This window comes from Neorhizobium huautlense, from assembly GCF_030811685.1.
Lineage (GTDB): Bacteria > Pseudomonadota > Alphaproteobacteria > Rhizobiales > Rhizobiaceae > Neorhizobium > Neorhizobium huautlense_A.
In genome coordinates this window covers 194,319-211,102 of record NZ_JAUSRF010000011.1, presented here as the reverse complement: position 1 = coordinate 211,102, position 16,784 = coordinate 194,319, and the positions used below count along the sequence as shown (strand labels likewise).

Here is a 16,784-nt window from a genome sequence, read left to right as displayed (position 1 = left end):
GTGGTCTTGGCGCTGCCATGAAGAAATTGGCCCATAGAGTGTCCCTCTGTGATCGCGACAATAATACGCCATCACACTGTGGGACTAAACACCTAGGGCGGATCTAGCAAACGCAGCTCGAAATTTTCCCGGAGTGATCACGTTGTGACATCAAACGTCACCGATTTTGACTTTGCAGTTTTCCATTTCGAGGGCATCTGCAGCATGTCTGGGACCGCACAGACATATCCGCAGAAGCTTCGAGAGTGCACCATCATGGAAAAACCAATCGCCTTGGACCGTCTATCGAAGAACACTCTCTTCGAAGAGGGTGACATATTTGTCCTTTTCGGCGAGCTGTTCGGAAGAGGCTATGCTACCGGTTTGGTCGAAGAGGCCAAACGGGCGGGAATGCAGGTCGTCGGGATTACGGTCGGGCGGCGCGACGAAAACAATGCGCTGCGTCCACTGACTGGTGAGGAGCACGCTGCTGCGGAAGCTAACCTCGGCGGCAAGGTCATCAATATCCCGTTGATGGCCGGCTTTGACTTGGATGCGCCCCCGGGTGGACCGACGCCAACGGACATGCTTTCGCGGCTCACCCTCGAAAATTGGCAACACGAGCGGCTAGATTGGGAATATATCCAGCGTTGCCAGGAGATCGCGTCAGCCAGGTTTAAAAACGGGGTCGCAGAGGTCATGTCCGAACTCGAAGACATGATTCCCGCAGGCCGAAACGTCTTCTTTGCTCATACGATGGCAGGCGGGATACCGAAGGCCAAGATTTTTCTTGTTGTAGCCAACCGCATCTACAAAGGGACAGGTAGCCGCCATTTGTCGTCGCAAGCCCTTGTGGATAGCGACATGGGCAAGCTAATCCTACAGAACTTTGACGAGGTTTCCGCGGTCACCTTCCAGCATCTGATCGATGGCAGTGCGAGCCTAAGGGCGCGCGTCGAGTCGACGGGCGGTCAAGTTCGCTACACGGCGTATGGTTATCACGGGACCGCGGTACTGATTGATAATTCCTACCGGTGGCAGACTTATACAAATTACACACAGGGCCATGCAAAGATGCGGCTCGAGGGCATAGCGAGTGAAGCCTGGCGAAACGGTGTCATGGCAACAGTCTACAACTGCCCCGAAATCCGCACGAATTCATCTGACGTTTTCGCAGGAATCGAGCTTCCGCTCATCCCGTTGCTACTCGCACTCAAAAAGGAGAACGGTGGCGAATGGGCTGACGATCAGTGGCAAGCCTGCCAACGCCTGCTTGCTGAAGGCGTATCCCTTCAGGAGGTTCTCGAGAAGATCAAACGTATGCAGGCGAACGATGTCATGCGACCATTTTACGATTTCGGTGCTTGGCCTATGCCAAACTGTCAAGAACAGGCTGACCTCACGATCGGTACATCCGCAGAAATCATGCAGATGCACAAGGATACCAAGTCGCTGGTAAGCGATAAGCTCAGCGCACTCGTGGTGGAGGCAACGGGGCAGATTATCTTCAGTGAGAGCTCGGCACCATCGGGTCCGATCCTCTGGCTGAACCACGATATCGTTGCCAGGAAGCTTAATGCGACCCACCAAGACAATTACTTGGAACGCTCTGGGACGGTCGCTTCGAAATCGCTTGAGGCCGTATAACGGATGTCGTCAATACGAGATTCGATGAGGCATAAGCCATCTTGCATTTCAAACATGATGAGTCGCCCGACTACCTCGAAAGTTAACCTCACCCATCAGCACAAAGACCTGCGGCCATCATTGCATTTGGCTGGGATTAGCCGGTGACCAAGGAAGATCTTGCCTGCTATTACGAGACCGTCGGACCGTGTCTGATCGACCATATCAAAGGGAGGCTATGCTCGATCATTCGGACGCCTGAAGGCATTGGCGGCGAGCAGTTCTTCCAGCGGCATGCCATGCCGGGAACGTCTAACCTGCTGGAACTGGTCAAGGTGTTCGGCGACGAGAAACCCTATCTGCAGATCGATCGCGTCGAAGGCCGTGCCGCCGTTGCCCAGATCGGCGGTGTCGAACTGCATCCGTGGAATTGCGAACCGCGCCAGCCGGAGGTGCCAGGCCGCCTTGTCTTCGACCTCGATCCCGGTCCGGATGTCCCGTTCTCCACCGTTGTCGAAGCCGCGCGCGAAATGCGCGACCGGCTGGAGGAACTCGGCCTCGTCAGCTTCTGCAAGACCACCGGCGGCAAGGGCCTGCATGTCGTCACGCCGCTCGCGGTAACGAAGGGCAAGAAGCTGACCTGGCCAGATGCAAAAGGTTTCGCCCACGATGTCTGCCAACAGATGGCACGCGAGAACCCGGAGCTTTATTTGATCAAGATGGCCAAGAACCAGCGCAACGGCCGCATCTTCCTCGACTACCTGCGCAATGACCGGATGGCGACGGCGGTTGCACCCTTGTCACCGCGCGCAAGGCCCGGCGCCACCGTGTCGATGCCTCTCACGTGGAGCCACATTAAGACCGATCTCGACCCGAAACGCTTCACCATCCGCACCGTGCCAGCGCTCCTACAGAAGACCAGCGCCTGGCAGGATTATTGCGATGGCCAGCGTCCGTTGGAGCAGGCCATCAAACGATTGGCGAAGTCGATGAAACGGGCTGCCTAAGATCGCTGTCGTCAGAAGCCATAGCGCCGGTCAAGTTCTCGGAGGGCAGCCTAAAGCTCATCGATGGAAACCGGCTTCGACGTTCCGGGAATATGGCGGAACGCCGGCGTCGAATCCAACGCATAGTAATCCGAAGCCCATGCCGCCAGTATGGTCCGTTTGTCGTCCACAGTGAGACCAGTCGCATTCACCACGTCAAGCGGCCGCTCAATCTGCATGCCCTGAAGCAGGATCGTCGGACCCGTCGCCGCAGCATTGCTCGTGGTCTGCTGCAAAATCTGGTCCATGTCGGCCTCCCTAGCGAACGTGCGGATCTTTGTCGTGCCGGCGACTGGAAGCGGCGATGATATCAGGCTCCGGTGCCAGCAGATCGTGCTTCTCAGCGAAAGCTGCGAACAGGCCGCGTGCGGTCTCCGCTTCGATCTCGCCGCGCAGGGCTGCGCCACAGGCCTTCAGCGCCACCGAATAAGCCGTGTCGCGCATTGATGCTGGCCATTCGACGAGATGCCGGTAGGCGTCCATAACTGTTCGGACCTTGGCGGGAAAGCCAAGACCGACAAGGATGATCACAGGTTCTCTGAACATATCGGGTTTCATTATCTCTCTCCTTCCCAACCCGGAATGTGCGATAGGGCGCCGCGGCCAGCGGCGCCCTTCTCCAAAGTTTCAGTCAAGCGGCCTTTTGCGCCTCGATCTGCACCGGGGCGGTCGACTGCACGAGAGCCGGATCCGTCTGGATGTCGATCTTGCGCGGCTTCAACGCCTCCGGGATCTCACGAACGAGATCGATCGACAAAAGACCGTTGTTTAGGTCGGCGCCATTTACCCTGACATGGTCGGCAAGCTCGAACCGGTGTTCGAACGGACGACCTGCGATGCCGCGATGCAGGTAGCCTTCGGATGCCGTCTCCTGCTTCTTACCAGTGACCGTCAGCAAATTGGACTGGAAGGTGATGTCGAGATCATCTCGGGCAAAACCTGCGACCGCGATTGAAATCCGGTAGCTGTCATCGCCGGTCTTGACGATGTCATAGGGCGGCCAATCACTGATCGAGCGGGCGCGCTGGGCATTTTCGAGGAGATCGAAGACCCGGTCGAAGCCGACGCTCGAACGGAAGAGAGGTGCGTAGTCGTAAGATGTTGCCATAGCCATATCCTCCTTGAAGCAACATGGGTACAGAAGCGCCGAAACTCGGTGCTTCCAAGCAAGGCCAGCCCTGTTCTCAGCGGCTGGCGGCAATCGATTTGGTTTTTGAGGATTTAGGATTCAAGAGCACCAGCTGAAAAAATTTAAGGCCTCGCCGACGCGCTGGAATTCCTGCTCAGTCGAGTTCATAAACAGCGGCATTGTCCTGAATCTCACGCAGTCCTTTGTAAGATGCGTGCCGCAGATTGCCGTCGTCGGTCCAGCCACGGAACTCGATCTCGGCAATCAGCGTCGGCTGCGCGAAGACGTAGTTCCTGCTCTTGAGCGGTACGCCTTACGGAGATCGAAAGGCAGTGGAGCCGGTTACTCCCGCCACCGTACGAGCCTAAGCGACTCTCTGCGTGCGTTCCTCCCATAACGCCTTGATGGGATGTGAACCGACGACCACGCAAATTTTATCGTTAAGGTTCTGAAAAATATCAGATTCTATAATCGCGTCGCCGTACCTCCCACCTGACTTGAGCAGATCGTAATCTGTCATATCCACTAGCTTTACATGGTCAGCAGCCGCCCGAAATTAGCGGTTATGTTGAAAAGGTCGGCTGGATTCGATTGAGGTTGCGGCTAGCTGGTTTTCTGCGGCTAGCGCCTCGTTTCAGCGAAAGTAAACATAACGGCTATGACGGGATAGCACGTTTGCCTAACCCCTAATTGTCGATTTTGCTACGATCAACCTGAAGCCACGATAGAATTTCATCGTATCGTCAGTACGATCGACAATGCGGCACTTTCGATACCGCTGACCCGCGTTATTATTGTCCGTGACATTTATGATGACGCCATGTTCAGCAAAACGGTGTCGCAGGATAAGCAACGCCGATCAGCTTGTCGGGGAGTTCAACACATGATAGCGCTTGCGTCATGAATAGCAGTCTGACCAACGCAACGATGATGATGCCGCGCTTATAGCGTGGCGGGTTTCGTGGGTCTTCAGTGCACTAGAGACCGCCCTTGAGGCGGTTTTTATTTTGCGATCCGCCTCAAGGGTTTTGCACCCTTCGAGAGGATATTCTTATGACACGATCGACCACCTACCTCACCACTTCCATACCCTACGTCAATTCATCGCCACATGTCGGCTTCGCGCTCGAGCTTGTGCAGGCAGATGCCTATGCGCGTCACTATCGGCTGCTGGGGCGGGATCTACGCTTTCAGTGCGGGACCGACGATAATAGCCTGAAGAATGTTCGCGCAGCAGAAGCCGCCGGCCAGGCCGTTGCCGACTTCGTCGGCTCCAATGGCGACAGTTTCGAGCGACTGGGTGAGCAGCTCGACATCTCCAATGACGAGTTTGTTCGCACCTCACGCGATCCGCGGCATGTGGCCTGTGTTCATTCCATATGGACTGCCTGCTCCGGGAGTGGGGATCTCTATCGCAAGGCCTATGAGGGCTTTTATTGCGTGGGCTGCGAACAGTTTTACGAGCCATCGGAACTCGATGACGGGAAATGCCCCGAGCACGGCGTGGAACTTGAACTCATTCGGGAAGAGAACTGGTTTTTCCGGCTGTCCAGATACGGCGATCAGATCCTCACGTTGATCGAAGCAGGCGAACTTCAGGTTACGCCGACCCATCGACGAAACGAAATCACCGCCCTGCTGCGGCGTGGGCTTGCCGATATCAGTGTTTCGCGCAGCGCTGAACGAGCGCGGGGGTGGGGCGTGCCCGTACCAGGAAGCGACGAGGTCGTCTATGTCTGGTTCGACGCTTTGGCGAACTACCTGACTGGGCTCGGTTACGGCTCGGATGATGCACTTTACCGTCAGTACTGGACCGAGGATAGCGAACGCATTCATTTCGTCGGCAAGGGCATCTCGAAATTCCATGCCATTTACTGGTCAGCCATATTGCTATCCGCCGGCCTGCCGCTGCCCACATCCATCTGCGTGCACGGATATCTGACGGTCGATGGCCGAAAGATCGGAAAATCTGCCGGCAACGGTATTGCGCCGGATCGATTGATCGAGGCTTACGGCACGCCGGATGCTCTTCGATATTACCTTTTGCGGCACATCCGCTCAGCAGATGACGGTGATTTTTCCAAGGACAGGCTGGATGCGGCGTGGTCGGGAGAACTCGGCGGACAACTGGGTAACCTCGCAAACCGGGTTCTCGCACTTCTGGCCACCACATTTGACGGAGTGACACCGGAAATACCCGAGAGTGCGCTGGTGCGACAGGCGCAACAGCTTTGCGAAAAGGTCCATCAATCCTTCGGAAATTACGAACTGCATATCGGCCTGAGCGAGATCTTCGCCTATCTGGCCGAGGCGAACAGGGTGTTCACGAAGCAGGCGCCATGGGCAGATGCCAAGGCGCTGGCTGGTGAGATCGCGGCACACGAGCGGACGGTGACCACACAGCGCCTGGCCGCAACCTTGGCGGAGCAGATATATGGCCTTGCCATCGTGGCGCGCTGCCTCCTGCCGTTCATTCCACGATCCGCCGCGGAACTACATAGCAAGCTCGGCATTCCCATAACAACGCATTACCGCCAACCGATTGACGTCAGCGGCCGAAAAACGCGGGCAAATTCGGTTCTTTTTCCACGCAGAGGCACTGTTTAGACGGTGTCTACATCATTTTCCGATTGGCGATCATCCATATGTCGATCGGGCGTAAACCGTCCATTTTTCAAGTCATTCGGCAACCAATGGGATTGCCTGATGCGAAGACCAAAGGGAGAAATCCATGCACATTGATCCTATCCTGATGATGGGCGGCTCCGGCGCAATCGGCCGCCTGAGCGCTGAAGCGCTGAGAGACCGACATCCCGACCTTCCCTTTCTCATCGCCGGTCGCGACCTTGCCAGGGCACAAAAAGCCGCCGCAGAACTCGGGAATGCCGAGGCTGTCGTACTGGACCTGGATGCCGCCGATCTCGGTCTAGGCGGCAGGCGGGTGGCTGCCGTCTCGGTTTTCCACGCGGATGAACGCCTTGCCGGGCTTCGTTTTGCCAATGAGCGCGGCCTACCTCATCTCGGCATCTCATCCGGCATATTCGAGATCGCACCCGAGATCGCAACCTTCATGCACAATCCCGGCGCAGGCGCAGTTGTTCTTGGGTATGAATGGCTGGTGGGAGCGACAACGGTCTGCGCCCTCGAACTCGCCAAAAGTTTCGTGCGCGTTGACACCATCAGGATTGGAGCACTGGTCGATGAGGAAGACGGTGGCGGACCGGCTGTTGCGGAAGACTTCAAGCGCCTGTCCAGGATGATGCCGGCGGCGCTCACCCGCCGCGACGGTATATATGTCTGGCGGGAAGGTGAGGATGCTCAGGCAATATTCCATGCGATCGACGGCAGCGAAATCAAAGCCTCGGGATTTTCGTCGATCGACGTTGTTGGTCTCGCTGCTGCCACGGGCGCGAAAAACGTCCGGTTCGACCTTGCAACCGGTATCAGTTCGACGCGACGTCGTGGTGAGCCGAAATCGACCGAGATCATCATAGAAATGTCAGGCGAAGCTCTGGATGGCCAATTGCTCGAGACACGACATGCGGTCTTTCACCCCGGCGGCGCCGCACCTTTAACGGCCATGGGCGTCGCGTCAATCCTTGAGCGGTTGACCGGAATTGACGGACGAGAGCCCACTCCGCCCGGTCTGTATTTCCCGTACCAGTTGCTCGAAGCGAAGAGATATCTGCAACAACTGGAGGCAGCCGGCGGCAGTCTGTTGACGCTTGACCCTGTTTGACAGACGGATCAGGCTGCGGAGGGGATAAGACCGTCTGCAGTCTGGCCTGATGTTCCTAAAACGTTGGAAGTGGGTAGGGCTCGATATCCGCCGACCAGTAATGTTTGGCAATGCCCTGGCTGTTGCGAATGACATGGTAGGCGATGTCTGGATCGCCTCCTTCAAAAGTGTCCGGGTTCGCGCCGCATATGATACAGTACATGCGCTGATGGATGACGCTGGCAAAATACTGCAGCGAGGGCGCGGCGTCGCCCTGCCCCGCCGCCTGCATTTCCTCGGCAGCCTGTCTGGTCACCTCCTCCAATGCCCGTGAGACAGCCGCAGCCAGCGCATGATCGGCGCGTTTGATGATGTCGACGGCCTCTCTCTCGGCCGGTGAAAGTACGGGACAGCTTTCCGTCATGGTTCTTACCTCTTGTGAAAATGCGCATCTTCAGGGAGGGCTTGCCAACTTCTACTCCGGCCGCCCGGTCAGGAGCCGCATGACGTTTCTGGCCTTTTCGGTGAACTCGCGGTCTGTCTCCGAAACGTTTTCGAGGCGGCCATGGCGGGCGTCGATTGCGGCTTCAAGACGCTCGTCGATCTGTGGATCGGACGCGCGGGCTTGATCGATCAAGATGCGGATAGCGGTTTTCAACGCGAAATCCCTTGCGGCGAGCGCCAGTTGCCGGCGTTCACTCACATCCGTTTCAATGTCTTGCGGCCGATCCTTTTTCCGTCGGATAGCGGCTGGAACACCGCGCTCCCTTTCCCAGTGCCGAGCGACACTGCGGCCGATATAGAGGATTTTCCATGCGGCTTCAGGGTCGCCGCCCGTATTGGTTTGCGGGTTCGCGCCGCACAATCGCAGGAACAGGTGTCGAAGCGCGGCATCGGCGAAGTAATCATGCGGTGTCCTGCCGATACCCAGCGCTTGAAGCTCAGGCCCGGCGTCTTCAACTGCTCGCTCGATGGCGTCGTCGACGGCGGCCAGAAGGATTTTGTCGGCCTCCTGAAATCTGAAGGTTTTCTCCTGCATTCTATCCTCCGACACCGATAAAAACCATGTTGCCCGGTGCGTGATTTCACCTTTTGAGAACATCCTGCCATTCAGGATGACGGTCGATTTGCGCTTTCGCAAAAGGGCAAAGGGGAATGATGGCGACGCCGTCACGCCTTGCATCTTCAATGGCCTGCCGCACCATCCGTTCCCCGATTTTTCGCCCACGCAAGGCCGAGGGTACATCCGTGTGGTCGATGATCATCAATCCTTCACCTGCCCGGCTATAGGTCATCTCGGCCTCGAAACCATCGACGACGAGCCGGTAGCGCCCCTTAGACGAGCCATCCTCCCGTTCGACCTTTGCATCATCTGGTGCGGGAGCGGTGTTGAGCTGTCTTGCATTTTGTGGGCGGACCACGCCCGGTCGCCCATGCGCGCAGTCCAGCATTTCACGATCCCAATGCGCCAGATCGGCGGCGGCTTCGTAGCTGGACACGAGGAATGCCATCAGTGCCGCGTCGGGATCCGCTGCCGACTGCACGGCATCATAAGGCAGGATAAACTCGGAGAGGCCGTCATGCCAGAATGCCGCGTCTGGCATGATCGCTGCATTCCGAAAACCTTGAGGCGCCGGATAGGCGTAGGCATAAAAAGCCGGATAGTCCAGGCCACCACCGCCCGGCCAAAAACCTACAGACGAGACCTCACGGTCATAAGCCTCCTGCGCAACGTCATCCGGTAGGGCCGGAATCCCGCCGGCATGGAGCGGCGCCGTCCGCCCCGAAAAACGCGTCACGGCGAGATCGAAACTCCCCCAGAACAAATGAACGGGACTGGACTTTCCGAGAAACGACGTCCGGAATGTCTTGAAGACACGATCGATCGCCATCAAAGCCTGATGGAAACGTTGTACGGCATCGCGATCATAAATGCGGTCGCGATCGTCCTCCCGGAACGGGACCGGGTGAGGCACCTCGTTCGGTTGTCCGTTGAAGCTTGGTTTGCCACCGAGATCCGAGACCAGCCGAACAAATCGGTCGTGGAATTCTGCAACCGTGGACGGGCCAAGGTCGAAGGACGCTGTGCGACCATCACCACTAACCCCCATCACACGGTGATCATGGAAATCGAACAGGATTTCGACCCCTGCTCCATCAGGGATGGATGATGTCGTGAGACCGCGGGGCGTGACGTATAAAGTGGCGTTCCAGGAGTGGTTGAGCCAAGGTGTATGCGCAAGCCGGTACTTGCCCACGACCTGCAGGTAAAGATGCAGGGCGGAACAGGTTTCGCGCCAGCTTAGATAATCGAGATCAGGCCACCTGTTGTTCATCTTGCTTCCTCCATGGGTTGGTTGGCGCGGCATTCATGCGCGCTTCGCCGGTCTTTACAGCTTCCGTTTCGTTCAATCAGGAAGCGGAATATGTTCGTCGCGGTCATCGACCGGAAGGTTGAAACGTCCCTTGCCCCAGTTTTGGGCACGCCATTCCGCTTTTGCTGTTTCGATGCGCTCCTGCGAAGAAGCAACAAAATTCCACCAGAGATAACGCGGTCCGGGAAGTGTCGCCCCACCGAGAATCATCAGCCGGGCTCCCATCGCGCCAGCCGCGACCGTGATCTTGTCACCCGGACGAAAAACCATCATCTGCGGCGCCTCGAAATCCTGACCGGCAATCGAAATCGAACCCTCGACGATATAGATGCCCCGGTCTTCATGATTGTCGGGCATCGGCAGACGTGCGCCCGCTTCCAGCGCGACATCTGCATAAAATGTCTCCGAAAGCATGGTGGCCGGAGCCTTTTCCCCATAGGCGTTTCCGAGAATGAGCCGCAGAGAAATGCCCTTGTCCTCGATTACCGGCAGCGTTTCCTGGCCGTGATGCTCGAAGGTCGGGTCCATATCTTCATGGGCTTCAGGCAGTGCCAGCCAGGTCTGGATGCCGAACAGGCTGTTGGGGCCGGTTCGGGCCGTTGCGGTTGTCCGCTCCGAATGGGTAACGCCGCGTCCCGCCACCATCCAGTTCAGTGCGCCCGGGCGGATGACCTGATCCGCTCCGGTGCTGTCGCGGTGATGGAAATCGCCGCGGAAGAGATAAGTGACGGTGCCAAGACCGATATGCGGATGCGGACGAACGTCGATGCCCTGACCGGTCAACAACTCGGCCGGTCCCGCCTGATCGAAGAAGATGAACGGCCCCACCATCTGCCGCTTCGGCGCCGGCAAGGCACGTCGCACTTCGAAGCCGCCGAGATCCCGCGCCCGAGGCACGATTAGTGTTTCGATCGCGTCGATACCGACCTCATCGGGACAGCCCGGTTCGATTGCAGGGTTCCAACTCATCTATGCGCCCTTTCCTTTCTGATTATTTCTCTATGCCTGAAGAACAGCGGCTGTATGAGGTTCGCTCCCGGCATCCTGCGGATGCCGGCCTTTTTCGAATGAGGCGATCAGGAACTCGGCGAGGATACGCACCTTGCGCGCCGGATGAGGGCTGGAGGGCCTCACGACAAAAACACCGCCCACCGGCAGCGGAAAGCGGGTCATGACCGGGACGAGTGCGCCGGACGCCAGATATTCATGGGTGACGCAATCGGGAAGCCATGCGAGGCCAAGTCCCGCCGCTGCCGCGCTTGCAAGAGCGGCGCCATTGTCGGAACTGAAGCGCCCTTGCGGCTGCACGGTGATGATCTTGTCATCTTCCGTAAACCGCCACGCCTCCGCCCCTATCAAGGCCTGATGGGCTGCGATATCCTCCGGCGTTTCAGGTGAGCCATGCCGGCGAATATAGTCTGGACTGGCGACGAGCTTTCCATAGATCTCGCCCACGCGTCTCGCGATGAGATTGGAGTCAGGGAGAGTGCCGACCCGGATTGCGCAATCGAAACCGTCCGCAACGAGATCGACGAACCGGTCGCTATATTCGGCATGGATCTGAAGCTGCGGGTGATGGCTTGCCATATCCGCCAGCACCGGTGCAAAATACATTGGCCCTGATGTCAGCGGAACTGCAACTCTCAATCGCCCACGAAGATCGCCATCTGGCAATATCGTCTCACGCGCAATATCGATCTCGCCGCAGGTCTTCGCTGCAAACTCACGGAATGTCACCCCCGCCTCCGTCAGGCCCGCGCCTCGTGTGGTGCGTGCAAGAAGCTGGACGCCAAGTTCCGTTTCGATCCGGGCGAGCCGGCGGCTGACCATCGATTTGGAAATCCCCAATCGCCGCGCCGCCGGTGAGACACCTCCGGTATCGGCCACTTCGACAAATGTGCGCAGATCTTCGATATCCACTTGCTCCTCCCGTTTGGCGATCAGGCATGAACTAAGTTCCGCGTGCTGCCCTCACGATCGGCGCGACTTCCGTGCCCAGAAGTTCGATGGATCGCTTCATGGCCGTGGCATCGAGAGAGGCCGTACTCATCTGAAAGGTGATGCGGGAAATGCCACCCAGTGTTTCGCTGGCCTGCAGCATCTTGGCTGCCACAGTCTGCGGGTCACCAACCAGGAATGCGCCTTCCGGGCCTGCCATCGCTTCGAACTGCTGGCGTGTCGGCGGCGACCATCCGCGCTCCAGACCGATCTTTGCCGTCAGATGTGCCCAGCCGGGGAAAAAGGCATCACCTGCAGCCGCATTGGTCTCGCCGATAAAGCCCATGGCGTGGATACCGACCTTCAGAGCATCCGGGCTGTGTCCCGCACGGCTGCCCGCTTCACGATAAAGGTCGAGCAGCGGGCGGAAACGCTCGAAGTTTCCGCCGATAATGGCCACGACCAGCGGGAGGCCCAGTGTCCCGGCCCGTGCGAAGGATTGCGGCGTACCGCCGACGCCGACCCAAACCGGAAGCTGTGATTGATGAGGGCGGGGAAATACGCCCTGCCCGTTGAGCGGCGGCCGGAAGCGGCCCTCCCATGTCACCTCCGTCGTCTCTCCAAGCGCGAGCAACAGATCAAGCTTTTCCGCAAAAAGCTCGTCATAATCGCGCGTATCCAGACCGAACAGCGGATAGGCTTCGACGAACGATCCACGCCCGACGACGATTTCCGCACGTCCCTTGGAGATGAGATCGAGCGTTGCAAATTCCTGAAAGACCCGTACCGGATCGGCAGCGCTCAGTACCGTCACCGCACTCGTCAGCCTGATCCTGCTGGTGCGCGCTGCTGCCGCGGCAAGTATGATTGTCGGCGCTGAATCGAGAAACTCTGCGCGGTGGTGTTCACCGATCCCGAAAACATCGAGACCTACCCTGTCCGCGACTTCGACTTCCTCGATCAGTTCGGCCATGCGAACCGTCGGCGACGGAAGTCGGCCTGTCACCGGATCCGGAAGGATGGCTGCAAAACTGTCAATTCCGATTTCCATTATTCATCCTCGATGAAACCCCGGCAACAGGGGTGGTCCCAGCTGAGTTGCCGGCCGAATAGATCTGCCGCGAACCAGATCGCCAGGCGGAAGGCCGTTCCGCTTCACAATCAGTGGAGTTGGATGGCGAACATCGATATGTTCGCCATCCAACCGATTAACCCGCGTTGTTTTCGACGGGTGTCTTGAGGAGTTGCTGTTCCCACATGTAAGCGATACCGCTGCCGCCCATGTGCGAGATAAGCACGTCGGTCAGTTCATCGACGTGTTCGGTGCGTGCCCAATCGCGCTGGAATTCGCTCGCCAGAGCCATCCAGGTCATCATGTTGACACCAGCTGCGATCATTCGCTGGATGGCCACTTCGTGAGCCTCGGTGGAGCTTCCGCCCGACGCATCGGTAATAACCGTCACGTCCCAACCTTCGCCGGCAGCCTGGATGGCAGGCATGGCGACGCAGACTTCCGTCCACAGACCTGCAATGATCAGCTGCTTGCGACCCGTCGCCTTGACAAGGTCTACCACCTTTTGATCCTGCCAGGTGTTCACCCAGGTCCGGTCGATGACTTCCTGCTCCGGAAAGACGTCGGTGATCTGCTTGAACAGCTTGCCGCCACGCGCTTCAATGACGCTCGTCAGGATTGTCGGGACGTTGAATGCCTTCGCCGTCTTCGCCAACGCGGTCGAGTTGTTCACGACCGCCTGGGGGTCATGGCTATTGACGTTGGCAAGCTGGTAAGGTTGGTGATCAATGAGGACGAGGACGGAATCTTCGGGGCGGAGAAGGGAATTGAGGCCGTTACGAAAGGTCATGGATAATATCCTGTTTTGGCGGTTCGTCGAGGCTGAGTTAGAGAATGTTCCCGTTGGAGAAACATTCCGTCGCAACCTGTCATTGTCTTTTTCGACACGGTAGTCCCGGATCGTGCTAAGCTGTGTTGCGAAACAAGGAACGCGCATTGGAACTCGAAGATTTGAGAACATTCGTCGAAGTCGCAGATGCCGGTAGCGTTTCGTCTGCGGCGATGCGACTGGGCATCTCCAAGTCGATGGTCAGTCGCAGGATTACGCGACTTGAAGCTGAATTCGGTGCGCAATTGCTCGCGAGGACGACACGGGGCATAGCGCTGACAGAAGCAGGCGCCACATTCCGGGATTATGCTGCCAGAATTTCTGCTGAACTGGACGCCGCGCGAGAAACCATACTGCCCGCCGGCGAGCTTCGAGGCCGCATGCGTGTCGCCGCTCCGTTATCGTTCGGACCAACGCATTTTTCGCCTGTTCTTTCGCAGATGGCACGGCAACACCCGCAACTGCACATACAATCTTCATACACTGATCGGTTCGTGGATCTCGTCGGGGAAGGGTTCGATTGCGCAATTCGGGTAGGTTACCTCCCCGACTCTAATCTCGTTGCGAGGCGTGTCGGTCCGATATTCGGCAGGCTGGTAGCAAGCCCTGCCTATATCGAGGCTCACGGCGCTCCCGAAAAGCCCGATGAAATTGTGGATCACCAATTGGTCACTCGAGACGCCGAGACCTGGCAATTCATGGATGGCGACAAGATCGTCCGGGTGCGCCCTCAGGGACGTTTCGTGGCCGATAACGCGATATCACTTATAGCGGCCGTATTGGATGGCCTCGGGGTCGCCTATCTGCCGGAGCCACTCGTGGCAGATCACATCCGTTCGGGCAGTCTGGTGGAGGTCATGCCTCATTATCCAATCCCACCGGCCGGCATCTTTGTCGTGAGGCCGCCCAGCCCGCACCCCACGCGGAAAGTGAAGGTCCTCACCGAGATGCTCATCGAGTGTTTTGGAAACCATTCGGCCGGCTAAAAGCGTGCCAAGCCTCGGCAGCCGGGCGAATGAACAACCTCCTGAAAGCTCATATCGAGCGATCCCGCATGTTCGCAGGGACCGCTATTCGTTTTGGTATCGGCAGAAACCGAGAGGGGGCGGCAGGAAACTAATGCGAAGGCGCAACTTCGCTCGACGCTTGCGGAACCGGGTTGATGTGAAGGCGCTCACGTCCCGACATATGTTCTCCTTGCACCTGCTCCGTCAGTCGCTCGAGGTCTCGGCGGCGGATGTCCTGTGCGGCATCTTCGATATCCAAGTCGGCGAAGCCCAGCGCCCTCAGCCCCTCCTCTCCCATGAGATAGGCCGATTCCACCGTTTCACGGATCTGTATGTCGACGCCGGCACGGATCAGTTCGACCGAATGAACACGATCATAGCTGCGCACGAGGATCTTGGCCTGCGGAAATTCGTGCTGCGCCAGTTCAACGATCTGCATGGCGGCTTTCGCATCATCGACACAGATCATCAGCGCATCGGCGGATGCGGCGCCGGAATGATGCAAGGTATCAAGGCGGGTTCCGTCGCCGAAAAACACCTTGAAACCGAACCGCGCCGCGTCGTTGATGCTTGCCGGGTTCCTGTCTATCACCGACAAGCTGACCCCTTTGGATAGCAGCAATTGCGAGGCGACCTGACCGAACCGCCCGAAACCGATCATCAGGACCCTTCCATTCAGATCCTGCGCTGCATCGATGCCGTCCATCGACTCCGCGTTTCTCAACAGCCGGTCTACCGCAATCATGAGAAGCGGTGTCAGTGCCATGGAAAATATCACCACGGTCGTGAACAGCGCATTTTCGCGCGCAGTGATAACACCGCCCGCGGCTGCCGCAGCATAAAGAACGAAGGCAAATTCGCCACCCTGCAGAAACATCGAGGTGCGATGCAGGGCCTGATGATTTGAACTGCCGAGCACGCGCGCAACGACATAGACGACGACACCCTTGGCAATGGTGAATGCAGCCAGCATGGTCAGAAGAAGCAACCATTCGGCGGCCACGACCGACAGATCCAGCGACATGCCGACGGCGAGAAAAAACAGACCCATCAGCAGCCCGCGAAATGGCTCGACATCACTCTCGATCTGGTGACGGTAGCTCGAGCCCGACAGCATGACGCCCGCGAGAAACGCACCCATGGCCATGGACAGTCCAGCGACATCCATCAGGAGTGCAGCGCCAAGAACGACAAGAAGAGCGCCTGCCGTCATCACTTCGCGCGTTCGGGCTCGCGCGAGAAGCGCAAAGAGTGGGTTGAGGCTCCATCTCGAAACTCCCAGAAGGACAAGCAGCGCTGCGAGCGCAAGCAAGATATCCGTCCATCCCGCCTGCCCTTGCGACAAGGGAGACAAAAATGCCACCACCGCCAGAAGCGGTACGATCATGAGATCCTCGAAAAGGAGGATGGAAACCGATTTTTGCCCTTCGGCACTCGATATATCACCGCGATCCTGCAAGACCGACATGATGACGGCCGTCGAGGAAAGCACAAAGCCAGCCCCCGCGATAAACGCCACCGGGCCGGACATGCCGAAGACCAGCATGCCGGTCATAGCCAGCGCCGCTATTGCGAGTGCCACCTGCACGAGCCCCAATCCGAAGATCTGGCCACGCATGGACCATAATTTTTGAGGGCGCAGTTCCAGTCCGATCACGAACAGGAACATGACGACACCAAGCTCTGAAAAATGCAGGATGGACAAGGTATCGGTAAACAAGCCGAACACCGAAGGACCGACGAGAACACCGGCCGTAAAATAGCCCAGAACCGATCCGAGACCGAGACGCCGAAACAAGGGTACGGCGGCAACCGCTGCACCCATCAGGACGATCGCAGGCCCGATCGTCTGTCCCAAGCTTGCTTCAGCCATGCGGTCGCCTTTCGATCGGAATTTCGGCCAGCGCCGACAACGTCTTCGCGCTCTGTTCTGTCAGTCTCTCAGATGTTTCTGGTAGCCGTGCAGGCAACGGCTGGATAGTCGCGTGATCTGCAAAAGTCTGTCGCGAAAATCGGAACGGTAAATCCCTTTCTGTCGGGCTCAAACTCTGCAAATTGAGCGGAT

15 protein-coding genes and 2 pseudogenes are annotated in these 16,784 nt (G+C 57.9%); 5 read left to right on the top strand and 12 right to left on the bottom strand.

Annotated elements, in window-relative coordinates; genetic code table 11:
* Positions 1-255 precede the first annotated feature (255 nt).
* Both J2T09_RS17525 and ligD read left to right on the top strand, forming a co-directional pair.
* Entirely contained in the window at positions 256-1,626 is a 1,371-nt protein-coding gene (locus J2T09_RS17525) for an enoyl ACP reductase FabMG family protein (protein ID WP_306837003.1), read from the top strand.
* A gap of 140 nt (positions 1,627-1,766) precedes the next feature.
* Positions 1,767-2,612, top strand: a pseudogene (ligD, locus tag J2T09_RS17520) (non-homologous end-joining DNA ligase); the annotation flags it as partial.
* A 50-nt stretch (positions 2,613-2,662) separates the two neighbouring features.
* Here the strand turns inward: ligD and J2T09_RS17515 are convergent.
* From J2T09_RS17515 to J2T09_RS17500, 4 genes and pseudogenes are all read right to left on the bottom strand, one after another.
* On the bottom strand, positions 2,663-2,899 hold the full coding sequence (locus tag J2T09_RS17515) for a hypothetical protein (RefSeq protein WP_306836980.1): 237 nt from the start codon (positions 2,897-2,899) through the stop codon (positions 2,663-2,665).
* Positions 2,900-2,909: 10 nt separating this feature from the next.
* The gene (locus tag J2T09_RS17510) at positions 2,910-3,209 is read right to left on the bottom strand and encodes a DUF982 domain-containing protein (protein ID WP_306836979.1); all 300 of its coding nucleotides are present in this window, start codon (positions 3,207-3,209) and stop codon (positions 2,910-2,912) included.
* Positions 3,210-3,282: 73 nt separating this feature from the next.
* A complete protein-coding gene (locus tag J2T09_RS17505; protein ID WP_306836977.1) occupies positions 3,283-3,759 on the bottom strand; it encodes an Hsp20 family protein in 477 nt (158 codons plus the stop codon).
* Between the two features lie 175 nt (positions 3,760-3,934).
* Positions 3,935-4,090: pseudogene (locus tag J2T09_RS17500) on the bottom strand (ATP dependent DNA ligase); the annotation flags it as partial.
* A gap of 743 nt (positions 4,091-4,833) precedes the next feature.
* On the opposite strand from J2T09_RS17500, the gene metG reads away from it, so the two are divergent.
* The gene (gene metG, locus J2T09_RS17495) at positions 4,834-6,387 is read left to right on the top strand and encodes a methionine--tRNA ligase (RefSeq protein ID WP_306836975.1); all 1,554 of its coding nucleotides are present in this window, start codon (positions 4,834-4,836) and stop codon (positions 6,385-6,387) included.
* A gap of 124 nt (positions 6,388-6,511) precedes the next feature.
* Entirely contained in the window at positions 6,512-7,519 is a 1,008-nt protein-coding gene (locus J2T09_RS17490) for an NAD(P)-dependent oxidoreductase (RefSeq protein ID WP_306836973.1), read from the top strand.
* 55 nt (positions 7,520-7,574) lie between these two features.
* On the opposite strand, the gene J2T09_RS17485 is transcribed toward J2T09_RS17490, so the two are convergent.
* The 7 genes from J2T09_RS17485 to J2T09_RS17455 all read right to left on the bottom strand — a co-directional run bounded on the left by J2T09_RS17485 (position 7,575) and on the right by J2T09_RS17455 (position 13,673).
* Positions 7,575-7,922 carry a hypothetical protein gene (locus tag J2T09_RS17485; protein WP_306836971.1) on the bottom strand — a complete coding sequence of 116 codons (348 nt, stop codon included), beginning with the start codon at positions 7,920-7,922 and terminating at the stop codon, positions 7,575-7,577.
* 51 nt (positions 7,923-7,973) lie between these two features.
* Positions 7,974-8,537, bottom strand: coding sequence for a hypothetical protein (locus J2T09_RS17480; RefSeq protein ID WP_306836969.1), 564 nt, complete (start codon positions 8,535-8,537; stop codon positions 7,974-7,976).
* A gap of 46 nt (positions 8,538-8,583) precedes the next feature.
* Positions 8,584-9,834 (bottom strand): DUF5996 family protein, encoded by a 1,251-nt coding sequence (locus J2T09_RS17475; protein WP_306837001.1) that lies wholly within the window; start codon positions 9,832-9,834, stop codon positions 8,584-8,586.
* A 72-nt stretch (positions 9,835-9,906) separates the two neighbouring features.
* Complete coding sequence (locus tag J2T09_RS17470; RefSeq protein ID WP_306836967.1) at positions 9,907-10,842, bottom strand: pirin family protein; 936 nt, start codon at positions 10,840-10,842, stop codon at positions 9,907-9,909.
* A 30-nt stretch (positions 10,843-10,872) separates the two neighbouring features.
* Positions 10,873-11,793, bottom strand: a complete 921-nt coding sequence (locus tag J2T09_RS17465) for a LysR family transcriptional regulator (protein ID WP_306836966.1) — start codon at positions 11,791-11,793, stop codon at positions 10,873-10,875.
* A 31-nt stretch (positions 11,794-11,824) separates the two neighbouring features.
* Entirely contained in the window at positions 11,825-12,862 is a 1,038-nt protein-coding gene (locus J2T09_RS17460; RefSeq protein WP_306836965.1) for an LLM class flavin-dependent oxidoreductase, read from the bottom strand.
* A gap of 157 nt (positions 12,863-13,019) precedes the next feature.
* Positions 13,020-13,673 (bottom strand): hydrolase, encoded by a 654-nt coding sequence (locus tag J2T09_RS17455; RefSeq protein WP_306836963.1) that lies wholly within the window; start codon positions 13,671-13,673, stop codon positions 13,020-13,022.
* A 146-nt stretch (positions 13,674-13,819) separates the two neighbouring features.
* Between J2T09_RS17455 and J2T09_RS17450 the strand changes: the two genes are divergently transcribed.
* Positions 13,820-14,698: a LysR family transcriptional regulator gene (locus J2T09_RS17450; protein ID WP_306836961.1), complete on the top strand. Its 879-nt coding sequence runs from the start codon at positions 13,820-13,822 to the stop codon at positions 14,696-14,698.
* 130 nt (positions 14,699-14,828) lie between these two features.
* On the opposite strand, the gene J2T09_RS17445 is transcribed toward J2T09_RS17450, so the two are convergent.
* On the bottom strand, positions 14,829-16,592 hold the full coding sequence (locus tag J2T09_RS17445) for a monovalent cation:proton antiporter-2 (CPA2) family protein (RefSeq protein WP_306836959.1): 1,764 nt from the start codon (positions 16,590-16,592) through the stop codon (positions 14,829-14,831).
* Positions 16,593-16,784: the final 192 nt, after the last annotated feature.